The organism is Limosilactobacillus avistercoris, from assembly GCF_014836425.1.
GTDB lineage: Bacteria > Bacillota > Bacilli > Lactobacillales > Lactobacillaceae > Limosilactobacillus > Limosilactobacillus agrestimuris.
Window position 1 is genome coordinate 1 of sequence record NZ_JACSQW010000023.1, and the last position, 17888, is coordinate 17888.

At 38.7% G+C, this 17888-nt stretch carries 16 protein-coding genes and 1 other annotated feature; of the genes, 10 read left to right on the forward strand and 6 right to left on the reverse strand.

Features of this window, described 5'->3' with window-relative positions:
- Positions 1 to 527: 527 nt before the first annotated feature.
- A complete protein-coding gene (locus H9564_RS07640; protein WP_225209615.1) occupies positions 528 to 818 on the forward strand; it encodes a hypothetical protein in 291 nt (96 codons plus the stop codon).
- Positions 819 to 915: 97 nt separating this feature from the next.
- Here H9564_RS07640 and arsC read toward each other — a convergent pair whose 3' ends face one another.
- From arsC to H9564_RS07670, 6 genes are all read right to left on the reverse strand, one after another.
- Positions 916 to 1317, reverse strand: a complete 402-nt coding sequence (gene arsC, locus H9564_RS07645) for an arsenate reductase (thioredoxin) (protein WP_191684909.1) — start codon at positions 1315 to 1317, stop codon at positions 916 to 918.
- Positions 1318 to 1322: 5 nt separating this feature from the next.
- Positions 1323 to 2357 (reverse strand): ACR3 family arsenite efflux transporter, encoded by a 1035-nt coding sequence (arsB, locus tag H9564_RS07650; protein WP_191684910.1) that lies wholly within the window; start codon positions 2355 to 2357, stop codon positions 1323 to 1325.
- 62 nt (positions 2358 to 2419) lie between these two features.
- Complete coding sequence (locus tag H9564_RS07655) at positions 2420 to 2722, reverse strand: ArsR/SmtB family transcription factor (protein WP_047767119.1); 303 nt, start codon at positions 2720 to 2722, stop codon at positions 2420 to 2422.
- Positions 2723 to 2839: 117 nt separating this feature from the next.
- Complete coding sequence (locus H9564_RS07660; protein WP_158227647.1) at positions 2840 to 2992, reverse strand: hypothetical protein; 153 nt, start codon at positions 2990 to 2992, stop codon at positions 2840 to 2842.
- A gap of 49 nt (positions 2993 to 3041) precedes the next feature.
- Positions 3042 to 3362, reverse strand: coding sequence for a DUF5388 domain-containing protein (locus H9564_RS07665; protein ID WP_086132632.1), 321 nt, complete (start codon positions 3360 to 3362; stop codon positions 3042 to 3044).
- Positions 3362 to 4180, reverse strand: a complete 819-nt coding sequence (locus H9564_RS07670) for a ParA family protein (RefSeq protein WP_098039537.1) — start codon at positions 4178 to 4180, stop codon at positions 3362 to 3364. The genes H9564_RS07665 and H9564_RS07670 overlap by 1 nt, the downstream gene beginning before the upstream one ends.
- A 2032-nt stretch (positions 4181 to 6212) precedes the next feature.
- Positions 6213 to 6454, forward strand: a binding site (T-box leader).
- A 152-nt stretch (positions 6455 to 6606) separates the two neighbouring features.
- Here H9564_RS07670 and H9564_RS07680 point away from each other — a divergent pair.
- The 9 genes from H9564_RS07680 (at position 6607) to H9564_RS07720 (ending at position 17839) form a co-directional block, all read left to right on the forward strand.
- Positions 6607 to 8232 carry a peptide ABC transporter substrate-binding protein gene (locus H9564_RS07680; RefSeq protein WP_225209616.1) on the forward strand — a complete coding sequence of 542 codons (1626 nt, stop codon included), beginning with the start codon at positions 6607 to 6609 and terminating at the stop codon, positions 8230 to 8232.
- Between the two features lie 82 nt (positions 8233 to 8314).
- Positions 8315 to 9247 (forward strand): ABC transporter permease, encoded by a 933-nt coding sequence (locus H9564_RS07685; protein WP_098039538.1) that lies wholly within the window; start codon positions 8315 to 8317, stop codon positions 9245 to 9247.
- 1 nt (position 9248) lies between these two features.
- Complete coding sequence (locus H9564_RS07690) at positions 9249 to 10199, forward strand: ABC transporter permease (RefSeq protein ID WP_086132554.1); 951 nt, start codon at positions 9249 to 9251, stop codon at positions 10197 to 10199.
- On the forward strand, positions 10200 to 11258 hold the full coding sequence (locus H9564_RS07695) for an ABC transporter ATP-binding protein (protein WP_086132555.1): 1059 nt from the start codon (positions 10200 to 10202) through the stop codon (positions 11256 to 11258).
- On the forward strand, positions 11251 to 12129 hold the full coding sequence (locus tag H9564_RS07700) for an ABC transporter ATP-binding protein (RefSeq protein WP_086132556.1): 879 nt from the start codon (positions 11251 to 11253) through the stop codon (positions 12127 to 12129). Before H9564_RS07695 ends, H9564_RS07700 begins: the two co-directional genes overlap by 8 nt.
- Before the next feature lie 30 nt (positions 12130 to 12159).
- Positions 12160 to 13344, forward strand: coding sequence for a metal-dependent hydrolase family protein (locus tag H9564_RS07705; protein WP_152743060.1), 1185 nt, complete (start codon positions 12160 to 12162; stop codon positions 13342 to 13344).
- Between the two features lie 14 nt (positions 13345 to 13358).
- Positions 13359 to 15257 carry an alpha/beta hydrolase family protein gene (locus H9564_RS07710; protein WP_152743061.1) on the forward strand — a complete coding sequence of 633 codons (1899 nt, stop codon included), beginning with the start codon at positions 13359 to 13361 and terminating at the stop codon, positions 15255 to 15257.
- Between the two features lie 13 nt (positions 15258 to 15270).
- Positions 15271 to 16476: a metal-dependent hydrolase family protein gene (locus tag H9564_RS07715; RefSeq protein WP_086132558.1), complete on the forward strand. Its 1206-nt coding sequence runs from the start codon at positions 15271 to 15273 to the stop codon at positions 16474 to 16476.
- Between the two features lie 13 nt (positions 16477 to 16489).
- Positions 16490 to 17839 (forward strand): M20/M25/M40 family metallo-hydrolase, encoded by a 1350-nt coding sequence (locus H9564_RS07720; protein ID WP_086132559.1) that lies wholly within the window; start codon positions 16490 to 16492, stop codon positions 17837 to 17839.
- Positions 17840 to 17888: the final 49 nt, after the last annotated feature.

Sequence of the window (17888 nt, forward strand, 5' to 3'; positions counted from 1 at the left end):
CTTGAAATGATAATATAGTGGTGCCCATAAAGGTCCTTCTTTCTTGGATTAGTTTAGCGACACCATTAAAGACCTTTGTGGGTTTTCTTGTCCACTTATTTAACTGTTAACTTAAATATTACAATCTACGTGTTATAATATAAGTGTAAAAGATAGTTGAGGATTATGTATTAAGTTCTCACCAACACAAAAGCCCCTCGGTAATCCGCCATAATTACCAAGGGGCTTTAATTGTGGGTTGAATGCTGTCACTGACTATTTATCACTTGCGATGGTTTAACCAATACGCCAGGCAAACGGGAATTACCACGAGGGATAATTGTGATAAATAGTGTAAAAGATAGGTTAGCAGATTATTCATAGGTTCTCACCTCCCAACATTAGAAAGTAGATTCTAAGTGAGTATGTGACAGCCTTTCAATTATATCATGACAGTAGAAGCACCTTGGGTAGGAAGTAATTTTTACTAAGGGCGCTCACGAGCGCCGAATAGGATTTGTGAATAGAAATGATCCTAGGAGGTACTCATGATGGTTAAAAATAATAGTGAAATTATTGCAGAAACTGATGAGGACTTACAACTTCAAGCTGGATTGCAGCTTAGTAGTGCAGAACGGCAATGTTTATTACAAAACGGTATGCTGTTTATGGATTTACAAAGAGTTAAGCCTTATTTGGCCGGCATTCGTCGTTACTTACAAGATACGCAACCAGCCGAACGAGTTTGGACACTGTTTAAGGTCCAAGATGTTGCCGATAATCAGTTATCACATTACATCTTATCAGTTGCCATTAACCCACAAAATCAGGGTGAATAATTCAATATAGCAAAATAATAACCCCTAACTAGGCATTACGTCTAGCTAGGGGTTTATTTTTCAACGTTTCCGAGGGGCTATTTATAAGAAATAGCCCCTAAATTAATCCTCTAACTAATTGTTTAATTTCATCACGTACTTGACGAAATACAATCATTTTCTGCTCGTGTGTTCCCTTAGCCTGCGCTGGATCTGGTAAGGGCCAATGAAGGCTTTGGGCTTGGGGAGGAATTATAGGACAGCGGTCTTTCGCATCACCGCACAAGGTCACAATTAAATCAGCCGCATTGAAATAATCTAAGTCAATCAGCTTTGATTTTTGCTGACTAATATCAATGCCGTCTTCAGCCATGGCCTCTACTGCGTAAGGATTAAGACCGTGTTTTTCAACACCAGCACTTCTACATTCATATTGATCCTTGAGCAATCCTTTGCCATATCCTTCAGCCATTTGGCTACGACAAGAATTACCAGTACATAGGAAATAAATCTTTTTCATAGCTTTTAATAGAATTTTCTCTTAATCCACAATGCCACATCAACTAACAGAATCATCACTGGTACTTCGACCATGGGGCCAATAACGGCCGCAAATGCTTCTCCTGAATTTAATCCAAAGATACCAACGGTAACTGCCACGGCTAATTCAAAGTTGTTACTTGCAGCTGTGAACGATTGAGTAGCCGAAACTTCATAACTTGTGCCTGTCTTCTTTGCAATCCAGAAAGTGATAAAAAACATCAAAACAAAGTAAAGAAGCAAGGGAATTGCAATTCGAACAGCATCTAATGGAAGTTGAACTACTCGCGCTCCTTTAACTGAAAACATAATAACAATGGTAAAAAGTAATGCCCAAGTAGTAATGCGGCTAATTTTAGGAACATACTTCTCTTCAAACCAATCTTTGCCTTTACGATGAATAATTAGGTAGCGAGAACCAATTCCTAAAATGAAAGGAATACCAAGATAAATAAAGACAGTCTTAGCAATTTCACCCATGGTAATATTAACCGTTTGCGTTTTAATATCGAATAGCTTGGGTAAAACACTGATAAGGAAGTAGGCATAAATAGAATAAAAGATAATCTGAAAAATTGAATTCAAAGCCACTAGACCAGCAGCGTAATCATTATTCCCATGTGCTAATTCGTTCCAAACAATGACCATCGCAATACAACGTGCCAGCCCAATCATAATTAAGCCAATCATGTAATTAGGATAATTTCGCAGAAAAATGATAGCTAAAGCAAACATTAACAGGGGACCCACAATCCAATTTTGGATTAGTGAAAAAGTTAGTTCTTTCTTATCACGAAATACATCACCCATTTTTTCATAATTAACCTTAGTTAATGGCGGGTACAGCATTAAGATTAAGCCAATTGCAATCGGAATAGACGTAGTTCCCACTGACCAACTGTTGATCAACTTAGGCAAGGAAGGGAAAATAAATCCACTTAAAATCCCAAGTGCCATAGCTAAAAACACCCATAGGGTCATGTAACGATCCATAAATGATAGGTTTTTCGACGTCTTCATATTAATCCCCCTCATATAGATGATTATCTATGTTTGCGGTAAAAATAAAAGGATTATCTTTTTTAATTAGCATCCTTACACATACAATTGTCAGTATTGGACAGCGTACGGGTTAAGCCGTTAATAATAAGTGCAGTCGTGTCTGGATTTAATGAATAGTAATGCCATTTTAACTTCTTACTTACGATGACCAATCCTTTATCTTCTAATACTTTCATATGATGAGAAAGCGTTGGTTGGGTAAAATCAAAGTGATCAAGAATGTCGCAGGCACACATTTCACCGCAGGAAAGCATTTCAAGAATTTTAAGCCGATTTGGTTCAGCAACTACCTTAAGCAAGTTAGCTAATTTTTGATAATCCATTTACGTTACCTCTCATATAGATGTACATCTATATAATAGCCTATTATGTAATAGTTGTACATATTGCCATAAATAATGCTGTTTAAACAGGGGTGATTCATCACAAATGGACCCTAATTAATCGATTGGATTAAAAAAGTGAGGAATATATTCAGTATCTAGCAAATTAAGTGCAACAACTACAGGAATTTTGAATTCTTTACGATCAAAGGCACCCTTAGAATTATTTTTTGCAATAGAACAGTAGTTCCGTGCATGGTTCAGTTCCATGCTACGGCTAACTCTAATTGTAAAGTCACCATTTTTACTATCAGGAGCATTAATCTTTTAGACGACTTTTAACAGTATAGAAATCTTTCATTTCTAATGACTGTACTACCTTATTTAATCTATTTTGATCTTCTTTACTTAATTGATTAATACGTGATTGTACTAAGTCGTTAATTAATTGCTTGGTATTTTCGGCTACTCCTAAATCAATTAGAGCAGCTACTTGGTTAGTAATATGATTATCGACTCGTAGATTACGGGTAAAGGTTACTGATTGAGTTTTAGGTACAATTTCATCACGTCTAACCTGATTCTTCACGTGTACATTTACCTTATCCGATAATTTTCTATTATGTTGAAGTAGTGACATTATTCTTTTACTCCCAATCGTTCAAGAATTTCTTTTGCAACGTCTATATATGCTTTATGAGTTCGTTTGTCCCAAATATCAGTCTTACCATCAGTAATTCCGGTAATATCCATTCTCTTTACACGTTCCATAGTCATAATATGACTGCTAAAAATGTTTTCTAAACCAAATTCCTGAATAGCAGAATTCAAAATCTCAGTATCAACTTGTGCATTTCGCTTAGAAAGTACCGGTAAAATGCCAAGAATATCAACGCTTGAGTGGAATTCATCAATTAGATTTGATTGAAGATAGTTAACCAATACTTTAGCCCCGTCTAAAGCTCGTTCTTGAGTTTGTAAAACAATAACTAATTGATCGCAGGCATAAAATGCTGAATCGTTAGCCAATCCAAATGTTGGCGGGACGTCAATAAAGATAAAATCATACTTATTTCGTAAATCGGTATTTATCTTATCAGCTAAATATTGGACCCGCTCTGCTTCATTATTAAAGGTATTTTCAAGAAAACGTGAGTAAAGGAAAAAGTCTGAAGCATTAGGAATTAAGTCAAGATTATCAATAACTGGAATAGTTATTTGTGAGAAATCAATATTATTTTTAATTGCTGTCATTAATGAAGTCTTAATTGGAGTAACACTAGAACTATATTTAGATTTTGTTTTAATAAAAAGAGAAGTAAGATTTGCCTGGGGATCAAAGTCGATTGTTAAACATTTATATCCCATTTTGGCAAGATTATAACTAACTAAGGCGGTTGTTGAAGTTTTTCCAACACCGCCTTTTTGATTACAAAAAGACATTACGCAAGTTTTCATGTTAAAACCTCCTGGTAGTAATTACACTACTATCATAGCTTTTGTTAACAAACTCTTCAAGCATATATATGTATATAAATATATATGCGTATATATACGTGTTTTAAAAAACTATTGTATTAAATAACAAAATATGTAATTATTAACACAGTTAATAATTGAATAAATCAGAGTAAAGAAAAAGCCCATTAAAGTATTGGCGTACTTTAACGAGCTACCGATTAACTAGGACAAGTAGTCAATCGGGGTTGTCTATTTCTTTTAATACAATCAATTTTAAGGGAAGTAGACTAAAATTTCAAGATATAGCTACGCAAAATTATCAGTGAAATTAAACCCTAAAATCACGAAAGTCGACTAGTTAATCTAGTCGGCTTTTTCTTTTGGGTCGCAACCGTTAAACTCGCTAGCAGTGGCACTGCATCGTAGTCGCATCTCGTAATCGCCCGTGATTCCTTGGACGTGTAGGAATTGTAGTTAACAACTATGGGAATTCCAATCCCAGTATTTATCACATAATGCTAAAAGAGTGGCATAGGAAGCCTCGGAAATGCTACGGACAACCTTGTTTATCGCGCGAGTTCTTTGGGTCCTCGCAGAAGATTTCTCTTTGAATGTAGAGAAAACCTAAAACCAACCCTGAGATAAACAAGGACAAGGGCGGGGTGCGTTTAAACTGTCTGCATTGCTTATTTGCTGAGCTAATAACGTAAGTTGTTGGTTGAGTAAATAAGCGATGGGTTGAATGAGAGAGAACTCTCTCGAAACTTTTTAGCCACAGATAGGCTAGGTTTCGAGAGAGCAAGGCTGCGCAAGCAGAGCTTGCTTCCTAGGGTGGGGGAGTTAAGGCGAAGTACGCTTTAAAGAAACCAACATTAACGAACAAAGTTTCAACTTTGTTCGTTAATGTTGGTTGATATTAAATAGTGTAAGATTGTGTAGTTTAGTTGAATAATCTTTCTAATAGGTTTCCTTTTTGTACGGTTTCATTGCTGTATAGTGAGTACGTGAGTGGTTCATTAGATATTGTTTTTAGTGTTGGACTGGTTAATTTGATACTTCCAATACGTTGGCCCTTTTTTACGGGGGCTTGTAGGTTCTGGGTATTATTGATCAGTTTATTGTTAAAATTTTGGGAAATAGTGAAAGACTTTAAAGGTTTATTGTTCCAAATGGTAAGTTTTTTCGGAGTGGTAGTTATTGTTTGTCGTGTTCCATATTTAATCTTAACGTTAGTGATCTTTTTAGGTAGGCTAATTTCTTGCAAGTGGTAGTCTTGTTTTAGCATTTTATACAGTTCTTGAGTTTGTACGAATCGGTTATCTTTATTATTACCATTAGCATGAAGGACTACTGTAATAATTTGGTGTCCCTGATAGTTTCCTGTACTAACAAAACAAGCTCCGGCCTTATCTGATGTACCGGTTTTTAAACCATTAATTTTAATGACAGGCTATAATAATAAAAGTACATACCAATATAAAGAGAGAATAAGTAAAAGAAAAAAGTTCAGTAAAAAAAGTATGATATGTCCTTAAAAGACATTAATAGAAAATTAGAGGCGGTAAAGAGAGTAGTTGGTGAGACAAGATATGATGGTATTAGATCCTTACATATACGCGTTGCTGTCTTTAATTGGAAGTACTAGTTGCTTAATTGTTATGTCGCCTTCCTTTTATTACCAATTTATGAACATATTCTTTATTATTAGCATTAATATCAGTGCCTAATTTGGTTAGGATAGTAGTTCCTTCTTTTTGGACGGTCGATTAAATGTGCTTTAGAAAGTGAGGTAAGCGCAAAACCAAGTCGTGTCATGAAGGGTTGATAATTTCTTCCAGTTTTTTGTGACCTAACAAATTTCAGTGAATCGTTAGGAATGCTATCAATATTCTTTACTAAATATTCAGCTTAGACTTATTATAATCATCAATAAATCGCTTTCACAAAAAATATTAAAAATAATGTTAGAAAATCGTTGACAAATGAGAGTATTCTCAGTAATATTTAATGCAACAATTAATTGAACAAAGGAAATGCTTTGAGAGGAACAGTAAGAATTTACGAAGTGCGTAGAGAGCTCTCATGAATGGTGAAAGAGAGACACGGGGTAATTTCTTAAAATCATCCTTGAGCATGGTAACTTGAACTAATAGTAAAGTTACCAAGAATGCACCCTTTATCGTGCTAGCGTATGAATACGTACGTCAGAGGTTTAGTCAGTGATGACTAAATGAAATTAGGTGGTAACACGATAAATGGATCGTCCTAAGCAGCATAAGTTGTAGCGCTGCTTAGGACTTTTTTTGTTCAATTAAAGCAAGTTTTCTAAGTGAGGGGAAGAACATGGAATCCGACATTTATTAGTAAGATTAAAATTAGATTAAAGAGAGCTTATATTATAAGCCTTACGGGAGGAATTTATTATGAGAATGAACAAGAAGGTATTAACTTTAGCCGGTGTAGCTTTAACAGCAATGTCCTTAGCAGCCTGTGGTAATAACGATAAAAATAAAGCAAGTGGTGATTTAAACGTTACTTTAAAAGCAAATCCAGTTACGCTAGATCCTGCTAAAACAATTGAAACACCAAGTTCATCGATGCAAACACAGTCATTTGAAGGGCTTTTAAAGTATGACAAAAACAATAAGGTGGTTCTTGGTGAAGCTGCTAGTCAACCAAAAGTTACGAATGATGGTAAGACATGGACCTTCACTTTAAAGAAGGGGCTGAAATGGAGTAACGGTGATCCTGTTACTGCTCAAGATTATGTAGCCTCGATGCGACACTGGGCAGATCCAAAAACTAAGTCACAAGCTGCCGATCGCGTTGCTGATCTAGAAAACTACGAACAAGTTTCTAAAGGTCAAGCCCCAACATCAGCACTTGGCGTTAAAGCGCTCGGAAAAGATAAGGTGCAATTTACATTTAGTAAAAAGTTACCAACGGTTAATGTTCGGAACAACTTTGCTTCTTTAAAGCCAGTTAACCACAGAGTCCTGTCAAAAGAAGGAAGTAAGTATGGTTCAACTTCCGATAAGGCCGTTTATAACGGACCATACAAGGTTGTAAACTGGACCGGTGGTAGTGATGATAACTGGAGCTACGTAAAGAACAATCAATACTATGGTAAAAAGAATGTTCATATGAACAAGGTTAATGTTCAGGTCACCAAAGATAACAACACCGCTCAAAACTTGTTTAAGTCTGGTAAAGTTCAAGAAACATCAGTTACTGCTGATTACGTTAAGGGTAATAAAAATAACAAAGAACTACATACTAGTTTAATGGCAACCCAATATTACCTCTACTTCAATGGTAAGAATGACTTAACAAAAAATGAAAACTTCCGTCAGGCCGTTAACTACGCCTTTGATAACAATCAATTAGCGAAGAAGGTTCTCCAAGATGGCTCTGTTGGTGCTACTGGTTGGGTACCAAAAGGTGATATGAAGAATCCAAAGAATGGTCAAGACTTTGCTGAAGAAGCTGGCCATCTGCAAAAGCAAAATAAGAAGAAGGCTCAAGATTACTGGAAAGCCACCCAAAAGGATCTTGGTAAGAAGAACATGACATTAAATCTATTGGCAGATAACACCGATGATCAAAAGCAAGTGGCTGAATATCTTCAATCCACATTACAAAAGCAATTTAAGGGACTCAAGGTTGAAGTTACAACATTACCACACGCACAACACGTTAGTCGTGATTTTGCTGGTAAGTTTGAACTGAACCTAACAGATTGGAATTCTGATGTTCCTGATGCTTCTGATTTCCTTTCTCTTTTGAAGACCGGCAACAAGGTTAACTTTACTAACAACACTGATCAGAAACTTGATGACTTACTGAACCAAGCCAACGATGGTACAAAGTCTGCTAGTGAACGTTACAAGCTTCTTCAAGAAGCAAATAAGCAAGTTCACACTAATGCTGATGGTGTTCCTCTGTACACTGCTGCTCAAGCACACTTAGTTTCTAAACATGTTACTGGTTTGAACTACGGTCCATTTAATACCGTTGCTCAATACCAATACGCTCAATGGAAGAAGTAAAACTAATATCCGAAGCTTAAATAAAGAAGGCCCGCTTGCTCCTCTGTTAGGCCTTCTTTATTTATAAGAACAGGAGGATTTTATGAGAAAGTATATTATTAAACGGTTACTAATGATGGTGCTAACTCTATTCATTGTTGCCACCTTAACATTCTTTTTAATGAAGATGATTCCGGGATCGCCTCTTGGGAACACAATGAAGCTTTCAAAGGCTCAACAGTTAGCTGTTGAAAAACAATATGGATTAAATAAGCCCGTTTGGCAACAATACCTTTCTTACATGACAGGGGTTCTCCACGGTAATTTTGGAATGTCCTACCAATATAATAGTACGACGGTCGCTTCCTTAATTGGTCACCGGGTAGGACCATCCATCCTCATTAGTTTTCAAGCCTTGGTATTAGGGGTTATTGTTGGGATTCTTTTGGGATGTGTTGGTGCCTTAAAAAAGGGGACATGGGCTGATGCTACCAGTAGTACACTAGCGGTTATCGGTATTTCATTCCCCAGCTTTATTCTGGCAATCTTACTTCAGTACTATCTTGGTTTTAAATTAGGATGGTTCCCAGTAGCCAGTTGGGACGGTTTCCCATCAACCATCTTACCAACAATCGCATTGTCGGCTGTACCAATGGCCCAAGTTTCACGATTTGTCCGGACAGAAATGGTGGAAGTCTTAAATTCTGACTATATCTTGTTGGCAAAAGCAAAAGGATTATCGGTCCCACAGGTTGTTTTCCACCATGCATTAAAGAATAGTATTATTCCTGCTTTAACATTAATTGGCCCATTAGCAGTTACCCTTATTACTGGTTCAATGGTGGTTGAAAATATCTTCTCGGTTCCAGGAATCGGTGAGTTATTTATTAACTCAGTTTTGGCTAATGATTATCCAGTAATCATGGGCTTAACAATGTTTTACTGCCTATTACTATGTGGCATTTTGTTGCTGACCGATGTTGTGTATGGATTAGTTGATCCACGAATTCTTTCAAAGGAAAAGGGGGAACATTAAGATGGAGACACCTAAAAAATCTACTTCAAAAAATGAAGAATTTCAGTTTGTCAATCTCGATGAAGTGACTGCCGCTCAAAGTGGAGTTGCCCCAAAGTCCTTATCCTTTCATGAGAAAGCTTGGCATCAGTTAAAGCATAATCATGCTGCGATGGTTTCCTTAATTTTTCTGCTCTTTATTGCGGTTGTATCAGTGGCTTCCCTATTTTGGATGCCCCATGATCCTAACGCACAAAATGTTAGCTTATCAAACTTGAAGCCGTTCACTAATGGTAGTTATCCACTAGGGACCGATGGACTAGGGCGCGATATGCTTTCACGACTCCTTTATGGCACGCGAATTTCATTAATGATTGCATTATTTGCCACCCTTGTTGATATTTTAATTGGTGTTCCATACGGTCTCGTTTCCGGATGGTGTGGCGATCGTGTTGACAATATTTTACAACGGATCATTGAAATAGTTAGTTCAATTCCAGAATTAGTATTAATCATGCTTTTACTGATCATCTTAAAGCCAGGAATGGTTTCCATCATTCTAGCAATTGCACTTAGTTCATGGGTTTTGATGGCACGATTAGTGCGTGCCTCAGCGATGCAAATCAAGAGTGCTGATTTTGTTCTCGCTGCTCAAGCAATGGGGGAAAGTCCCATGCAAATCGCATTTCGTCACATTTTACCGAATACCATGGGTGTGATTATTACACGGACAATGTTTACAATTCCGGCAGCAATTTTCCTGGAAGCGTTACTTTCCTTTATCGGAATCGGTGTTAAAGCGCCCAATGCTTCATTAGGGACATTGTTAAATACTGGTGAAAAAGGGTTCCAATTCTATCAATACCAATTATGGGAACCGGTCCTCGTCCTATCTTTAATGATGATTGCCTTCAACTTACTTGGTGATGGATTACGGGACGCATTTGATCCTAATACGAGGGGGGAGAAATAAATGGCAGAAGACGTACTGACAATTAAAAATCTTTCGGTTGATTTTAAGACCCTTGAAGGGACCGTCCACGCAATTCGCAATGTAACATTGAAACTACACCCCGGTGAAGTTCTCGCATTAGTTGGTGAATCTGGTTCCGGTAAATCTGTAACCACCAAAACTGTCATGCAACTCTTACCTAAGAATGCAGAAGTGGTCAGCGGTAGTGTTGAATATGAGGGTCGTGACTTATTAAAACTGCCTGAAAAGGAATTACAAAAACTGCGGGGAAATGATCTTGCAGAAATTTTCCAAGATCCGATGACTGCTCTTGATCCAACTATGCGGGTTGGTAAACAAATCATGGAACACCTATTGCAACACCAGGACATTAATAAGGAAGATGCAAAGAAAAAAGCGTTAGCAATTATGGAAAAGGTGGGAATCGTCAATGCTAAAGAACGGTTTAAAAACTTTCCATACCAGTTTTCTGGTGGGATGCGGCAACGAATTGTAATTGCCATGGCTTTGATTTGTAATCCCAAAATTTTAATCGCAGATGAACCAACAACTGCGCTTGACGTTACCATTCAATCACAAATTTTAAAGCTTATTAAACAGCTGAAGGACGAGTTAGGGACAGCAGTAATTTTCATTACTCATGACTTAGGCGTAGTTGCTGGGGTAGCTGATCGGGTTGCAGTAATGTATGCTGGACGAATTCTTGAATTCGGGTCAGTTAATGATATTTTTTACTATCCCCAACATCCATATACAGTTGGCCTACTAAAATCGACACCAACGATGGAGATGGATGGTGGTGATCTCGAATCGATCCCAGGAACACCACCAAACTTAATTAATCCACCAGCTGGTGACCCATTTGCTTATCGTAATCGGTATGCTCTAAAGATTGATTTTAAGAAATTACCACCATTCTTTAAGGTCAGTGATACTCATTACGCAGCAACTTGGCTGTTGGACAAACAAGCACCAAAAGTTCATTTAACGGATAAGCTTGATCAACGTCGTCAACATTATGCAAAACTCGTTGAAAAGGAGGCTCATCAAGATGACTGAAAACCTAGTAGAAGTTCACCATTTAAAGAAATATTTCCACCAAGGACGTCCTGATGAAGTCCATGCGATTGATGATGTTTCCTTTAATATTCAACGTGGTGAAGTCTTTGGCCTAGTAGGTGAATCCGGTTCAGGTAAGACAACAACCGGGCGGTGCATTTTAAATCTATATCAGCCAACTTCTGGTGACATTATTTATGACGGTGAGGATGTCACTAAACTAAAGGAACATCAAAAATTGAAGGAGTTTCATCAAAAAACCTCAATGATTTTTCAAGACCCATACTCGTCTTTGGATCCCCGGATGTCAGTTCGTGACATTATCGCTGAAGGACTTAAAATTCACCAAAAGACTACCAATCGTGAAGAATTTGATGAAAAAGTCGCGGAGACCATGAAATTGGTTGGGCTAACACCAGACCTTATGAATAGGTATCCGTATGAATTTTCAGGTGGTCAAAGACAACGGATCGGAATCGCCAGATCACTTGCGGTTGAACCAGAATTTGTTGTTGCTGACGAACCATTATCAGCTTTGGATGTTTCCATTCAGGCACAAATTGTTCAACTCATGGAACACCTCAAGGAGGTTAGAAATTTAACTTACCTTTTTATTGCTCATGATATTTCGATGGTTAAATATATTTCTGACCGTATTGGGGTTATGTATCATGGCAAGCTTTTGGAATTAGGAACAGCAGATGAAATTGTTAATCACCCACTGCACCCATATACACAGAGTTTATTATCCGCGGTCCCAGTTCCAGATCCTACTTATGAACGAGTACGAAAACAATTTACTTATGATGAAGAACCAGCAAATGTACCTTTACGCGAAGTCAAGCCAGGTCATTATGTTGCGTTGGCTTAAGAAATAGATTAAAGAGGGAGAGTGTTTATTATGGCAGTTCAATATAAAAATGCTCAAGTTTTTAATGGCCATGAATTTGTCAAAACAGATTTTACCGTTGAAGATGGCTATTTTAAAAATGTTGGTAAGAATAGTAACACTGATCAAAGCGTCGATTTAACAGGAAGGTTTGTGACCCCCGGCCTAATTAATGCTCATACTCATATGACAATTCCAGCTGATCCTTTTTATTGGACTAGTCGACCACAAAATACAGTTTCTAAAACAGTCTTAGCAATGCAAAATCTAAAAGAGGCGTTATCAGTTGGTGTAACCTACGTTCGTGATGTTGGCTCAACTGATAATATTGACCTGACATTAATGAAACTCAACCTTCCTGATTTACCAGGGATTGTTGGTAGTGGTCGGGCCTTATCAATGACTGGTGGTCATGGTTCCAACAAGAGTGGTAATCCCGATGATGGAACTTTAGAGGTTGATGGTGTTGATGTTGTTCGCCAAGGTGCCCGGACGGTTTTAAAAGAGGGAGCGCGGAATGTTAAGTTAATGGCTACAGGTGGCGTGGCCTCTCCAGGAGAAACACCCTTTGATGTTCAATTATCAGAAGAAGAAATGCATGCTGCCGTCGTTGAAGCCCACCATAAAGGATTCCCAACCGCTGCCCATGCTCAAGGAACTGAAGGAATTAAGAATGCCGTTCGTGCCGGAATTGATTCGGTTGAACATGCTATTTTTATGGATGACGAAGCTGTTGAGTTAATGAAAGAGCACGGGACTTTTGTTGTCCCAACCTTGGTCGCTCCACGGGCAATTTATGAAAATCCTGACCACCTTCCAGATTTTATGGTAAAGAAAGCGCGCCAAGTTGCAAAAGCTCATCTTACAAGCATCCGTAAGATTGTTAAGGCGGGTGTTCCCGTTGCAATGGGAACGGATGCCGGAACTCCATATAACACCTTCGGCCATTGGGTCGTTAATGAATTAAAAATGTATTTAGATGCGGGAATGACTCCGGAGCAGGTATTAAATTCTGCGACAACTGTGGCTGCTAAATTGCTACGGGTGGATGATTATGTCGGGAAAGTTGACAATGAATTTGAAGCAAACTTTGTTGTCCTTGATAAGAATCCATTCGATGATTTTTCAGCATTTGAACAAGCGGTTGCCGTTTATCGGAAAGGACGGCGAGTTGTTAACCGGTTGGATGTTAAATAAGGAGGATGATAATCATGAATGGTTTAAATGTTAATGACCTCGTTAATTTAACGAATACCGGTGCTTTGAAAACCCATTTGAGCGCTCGGGCATGGTTAACTGCCTGCGCCAACGCTGATGATCTTGAACATTATCGTTGGCAACTATGGTTTCAACCTCTTGACCAAACACCTGTAATGGTTGTTGAGACTAATAACCAACCTGGCTTTACCTTTAATGGTGACCACCAATTAGTTTACACGACGGTTAATACACAAACGAAGCACACACGTCTTCATTTTTATGATGTAAAAAATTATGAAACAAGTAAGACGGTTTTATTAAAAGACCACCAATTAAAGGTTTTGGAGAAACTTGCCGGTGGACAATTTTTGCTCGGTGGCAGAACACAACGACCAGATAAAGAACCGAATAAGCCTTGGCATGAACTTAAAGAGGTTCCCTATTGGTCAAATGAAGAGGGACTGGTTGACCAAACAAGACGCCACCTGTGGGTGTTTAATTCGGCAACCGAACAATTAAATGATTTGCTACCTCAGGACTTTGATTGTTCGAATTATTGGTACCAAGATGGTCAACTCTTTTTATGTGGGGTAAGTTACAAAAATTCACGACCATTTAAGGATGGTCTGTATAAATATGATTTTGTCAATCAAGAATTACAGGAATTAGTTCGTCCTAATCAATATCGAGTAGATACTATTGCTCTCTTAAAGGATCAATTATTTGTTCTAGCAAGTAACTGCAAGATCTATGGGATGGGTGAGAACCCTAATTTCTACCGTTATTCTGGTCACACCCTGCATTTAGTAGCTAAATGGGACCACAATGTTGGCAATATTGTGGTTAATGATATGACCGTTGTTGGTGGTCACAGTAGCACTGTTAGTGATGGTAAGTTGTACTTTGTTTCAACCGTTATTGACCATACTGAGGTATATTCATTTGATGGTCAACATATTAATTTAACCTTTAAGTGGCCTGGTGCAGTTAATTCACTAGCTTCAGAAAATCAGCGACTTGTCTTCACTGCAACGACGGCTGATCAACCGCAACAGGTTTATCAATATGATGGTAGTGATTTGAGACAAGTAACGAAATATAATCGCTTCTTGCAAAAGCGGTCAGTGGCGACAATGCACGAATTTGAATATTATGATTCCACTAATCGTCAATGTCATGGATGGGTACTGTATCCGGTTAATTATCAATCTGGTAAGAAATATCCGGCAGTTCTTGAGGTCCATGGTGGTCCACGAGCAACTTATGGCACCAGTTTTTTCCATGAAATGCAAGTCCTTGCTAATGCCGGTTACTTTGTACTATTTACTAATTTACATGGTTCGGAAGGACAAGGAGATGAATATGCTGATCTGCGTGGTCGCTATGGACAAGTTGACTACGCAGATTTGATGGCATTTACAGATGCCGTTCTGAAACAGTATGTAGATATCGACCCGACCAAGGTTGGTATTACTGGTGGTAGCTATGGTGGTTACATGACTAACTGGGTAATTGGTCATACTAATCGTTTTAAAGCAGCGGTTAGTCAACGGAGTATTGCAACATGGGTTTCGATGATGATTTCCGACATTGGACCAGAATTTGTTACCGACCAGTTAGCAGCCAGTCTCGATCAAGAAAATGGTATGCAGACTTATTGGCAACATTCACCGTTATCCTATGTCCACAATGTCCAAACACCGACTCTTTTCCTTCATTCTGACCATGATTTCCGCTGTCCAATTCCTGAAGGTTACCAAATGTTTCAATCGATGAAGCTTCAAGGAGTGCCAACCAAACTAGTTGTCTTCCATGGCGCTAATCATGATTTGTCAAGGGATGGTCGTCCTGACCAACGGATGAAACGTTTGACTGAAATGGTAGCCTGGTTTAATAAGTATCTAAAGTAAGGAGGGACTAACAATGACAACAACATTATTTCATAACTGTAATTTATTCACTGGAACTAAAAATAAAGTAACTCCTGATGCCTGGTTTACGGTTGATGATGATACCGGTCGATTAACTGCATTAGGGACAGGTAACCAGCATGGCGAAGCAGATCATGTTGTGGATCTTCAAGGTCAGTATGTAATGCCAGGATTGGTTGACGCCCATACTCATATGATGATGGATGCTTTAACCAACAAGCTGTACTACCTTACGGAAACTGAAGTCACCTTGCAAGCATTAGAGAACCTCCGGTCAGCATTACGAGCTGGTGTTACCTACGTTCGTGATTGTGGCGCCGCGTTTGATGTTGATATTAAACTTAATAAGTATCGTGCTAAACACCCGTTTGTTGGACCGGAAATTTTACCCTCTGGTCGGCCAATGTCGATGACTGGTGGACATGGTGATTTTACAGAAGGTGAGCATGGTGAAACTACTTGGGGATACCTCGTTGATTCTCCAGAAGAAATGCGTCATGCAGTTCGGTTAGCTTTCAAGGAAGGCGCCAAAAATATTAAAGTAATGTCAACTGGTGGAATTATGTCAGCAACTGACCAGGTTGATGATACCGAATTAAGTCTGGAAGAATTAACAATGGCGGTTAAAGAAGCGCACTCTAAACACATGACGGTTGCCGCCCATGCTGAAGGAGCAAAGGGTATTCATAATGCAATTGTTGCCGGGGTTGATTCAGTTGAACATGGCTGTTACTTACGACCAGAAGATGTTGAATTAATGAAAGAAAAGGGAACTTACTTGACCCCAACGTTAATTGCTGGTTACACAATTCCTAAATTTGGTCAAGGTAAGCTTCCTCAATATATGTTAGATAAAGCGGAAGCTTTCTTAGATGACTTTTTTGAAAATGTTGGTCGCGCACTTCAGGCGGGTGTTAACCTTGCCTTTGGAACTGATTCGGGGACGCCCTTTAATGAATTTAAAGATGCACCGTTGGAACTCGGTTTGATGGTCAAGGCTGGGGCAACGAATTATCAAGCACTACATGCTGCTGGATTAGGCTCTGCAACTTTATTGCGGGTTGATAAGGATTATGGAAGTTTGGAAGAGGGCAAATTTGCCGATTTTCTTGTTTTGAAGGAGAACCCATTAGCTGATGTTAGTGCTGTTCAACAGGTTGATAAAAAGGTTTATCAGCATGGTCAGCAGAAATTCTAGGAGGTGAAAACTAATGGAACTAAACCGTAATAAGGTTGAGGAATATGCCCTTGACCACTGGTATGATTTTAAAGAATACCTAGAACATCCAAGTATTTCTGCACAAAATAAGGGGATTAATGAAACTAGTGATTGGTTAGTGCAAACCTTTAAAGATTTAGGAGCTAAAATCGCAACTAAATGGGATGACCAGGGTGGCAACCCGGTTGTTTTTGCCGAATTTAATGGCCATAGTGATTATACCGTTCTCTTTTATAATCATTATGATGTTCAACCACCTGAACCATTAGACGAATGGAAATCGGCACCCTTTAAGCCCACCGAAAAGAACGGAAAATTGGTAGCTCGTGGTGTTTGTGATGATAAAGGTGAATTAATGGCTCGCCTTGGTGTTGTTAAATACTTTAATGAGCATGGTGGTTTACCCGTCAATCTTAAGTTTTTCGTTGAAGGGGAGGAAGAAACTGGCAGTCAGCATGTTCCGCTATATGTCAATGCTCACCAAGATGAATTAAAAGCAGATGCTTGTATTTGGGAAGGCGGCGGCAAAAATTCGGTAGACCATTTTGAAGTCGTTGCAGGTGTCAGGGGCATTGTCAGTTTTGATATTAAAGTTAAAACGGCGAACGCTGATATTCACTCATCATTGGCAAGTTATGTTCCTAATGCTGCTTGGCGATTGTTAGAGGGCTTAGGTTCTCTCCGCGATTCTCACACGGGGAGAATCACCGTGAAGAATTTTTATAGTGATATTGAACCTTTAACAACTGACGAAAAGGCTGCCGTTGATGAAATGGATTTTGACGAAGATAATGTTAAAGAAACCTATGGACTAAAGCGACCACTGGTTACAAATCACCCCCGTGAGGAGTTGGTTAACGGAACGACCCTGACAATTAATGGCCTTTCTGCTGGTTATGAAGGCGCTGGGGTTAAAACAATTGTTCCAAAGGAAGCAAGTGCCAAACTGGATTGTCGATTAGCACCTAACCAAGAACCCAAGAAGGTAATGGAATTGCTTAAAGAGCAGTTAAGAGTAAATGGCTATGATGATTTTGAAGTACATCTTAATGTCGCGGAAGATGCTTGGCGGACACCAATGAACGACCCGTTCGTCCAACAAGCACTCAAAACTGCTCGGGTTGTATATGGTCCGATGACAAAGTTTGTCCCGAATACAGCAGGAGGCGGACCGGTTCAACCATTTGGAGAAACACTTAATCTGCCAGTAGTAATGGTTGGTGTTCATTACGCGAAGAGTGGTCCGCATGCTCCTAATGAACACATTCGCCTCAGTGATTACGCAGAAGGAAGTTATTATTTAGCCACTTTCCTCAATCAACTCGGTGAAAGTCACCAATAATATAAATTCAATCATTCATAATATTTAGCCTCTCAGGTTCAAAACAGCT

Coding starts and splice junctions, on each gene's coding strand:
- H9564_RS07640 (WP_225209615.1), top strand. CDS start 528: ATGATGGTTAAAAATAATAGTGAAATTATTGCAGAAACTGATGAGGAC.
- arsC (WP_191684909.1), bottom strand. CDS start 1,317: ATGAAAAAGATTTATTTCCTATGTACTGGTAATTCTTGTCGTAGCCAA.
- arsB (WP_191684910.1), bottom strand. CDS start 2,357: ATGAAGACGTCGAAAAACCTATCATTTATGGATCGTTACATGACCCTA.
- H9564_RS07655 (WP_047767119.1), bottom strand. CDS start 2,722: ATGGATTATCAAAAATTAGCTAACTTGCTTAAGGTAGTTGCTGAACCA.
- H9564_RS07660 (WP_158227647.1), bottom strand. CDS start 2,992: ATGGAACTGAACCATGCACGGAACTACTGTTCTATTGCAAAAAATAAT.
- H9564_RS07665 (WP_086132632.1), bottom strand. CDS start 3,362: ATGTCACTACTTCAACATAATAGAAAATTATCGGATAAGGTAAATGTA.
- H9564_RS07670 (WP_098039537.1), bottom strand. CDS start 4,180: ATGAAAACTTGCGTAATGTCTTTTTGTAATCAAAAAGGCGGTGTTGGA.
- H9564_RS07680 (WP_225209616.1), top strand. CDS start 6,607: ATGAGAATGAACAAGAAGGTATTAACTTTAGCCGGTGTAGCTTTAACA.
- H9564_RS07685 (WP_098039538.1), top strand. CDS start 8,315: ATGAGAAAGTATATTATTAAACGGTTACTAATGATGGTGCTAACTCTA.
- H9564_RS07690 (WP_086132554.1), top strand. CDS start 9,249: ATGGAGACACCTAAAAAATCTACTTCAAAAAATGAAGAATTTCAGTTT.
- H9564_RS07695 (WP_086132555.1), top strand. CDS start 10,200: ATGGCAGAAGACGTACTGACAATTAAAAATCTTTCGGTTGATTTTAAG.
- H9564_RS07700 (WP_086132556.1), top strand. CDS start 11,251: ATGACTGAAAACCTAGTAGAAGTTCACCATTTAAAGAAATATTTCCAC.
- H9564_RS07705 (WP_152743060.1), top strand. CDS start 12,160: ATGGCAGTTCAATATAAAAATGCTCAAGTTTTTAATGGCCATGAATTT.
- H9564_RS07710 (WP_152743061.1), top strand. CDS start 13,359: ATGAATGGTTTAAATGTTAATGACCTCGTTAATTTAACGAATACCGGT.
- H9564_RS07715 (WP_086132558.1), top strand. CDS start 15,271: ATGACAACAACATTATTTCATAACTGTAATTTATTCACTGGAACTAAA.
- H9564_RS07720 (WP_086132559.1), top strand. CDS start 16,490: ATGGAACTAAACCGTAATAAGGTTGAGGAATATGCCCTTGACCACTGG.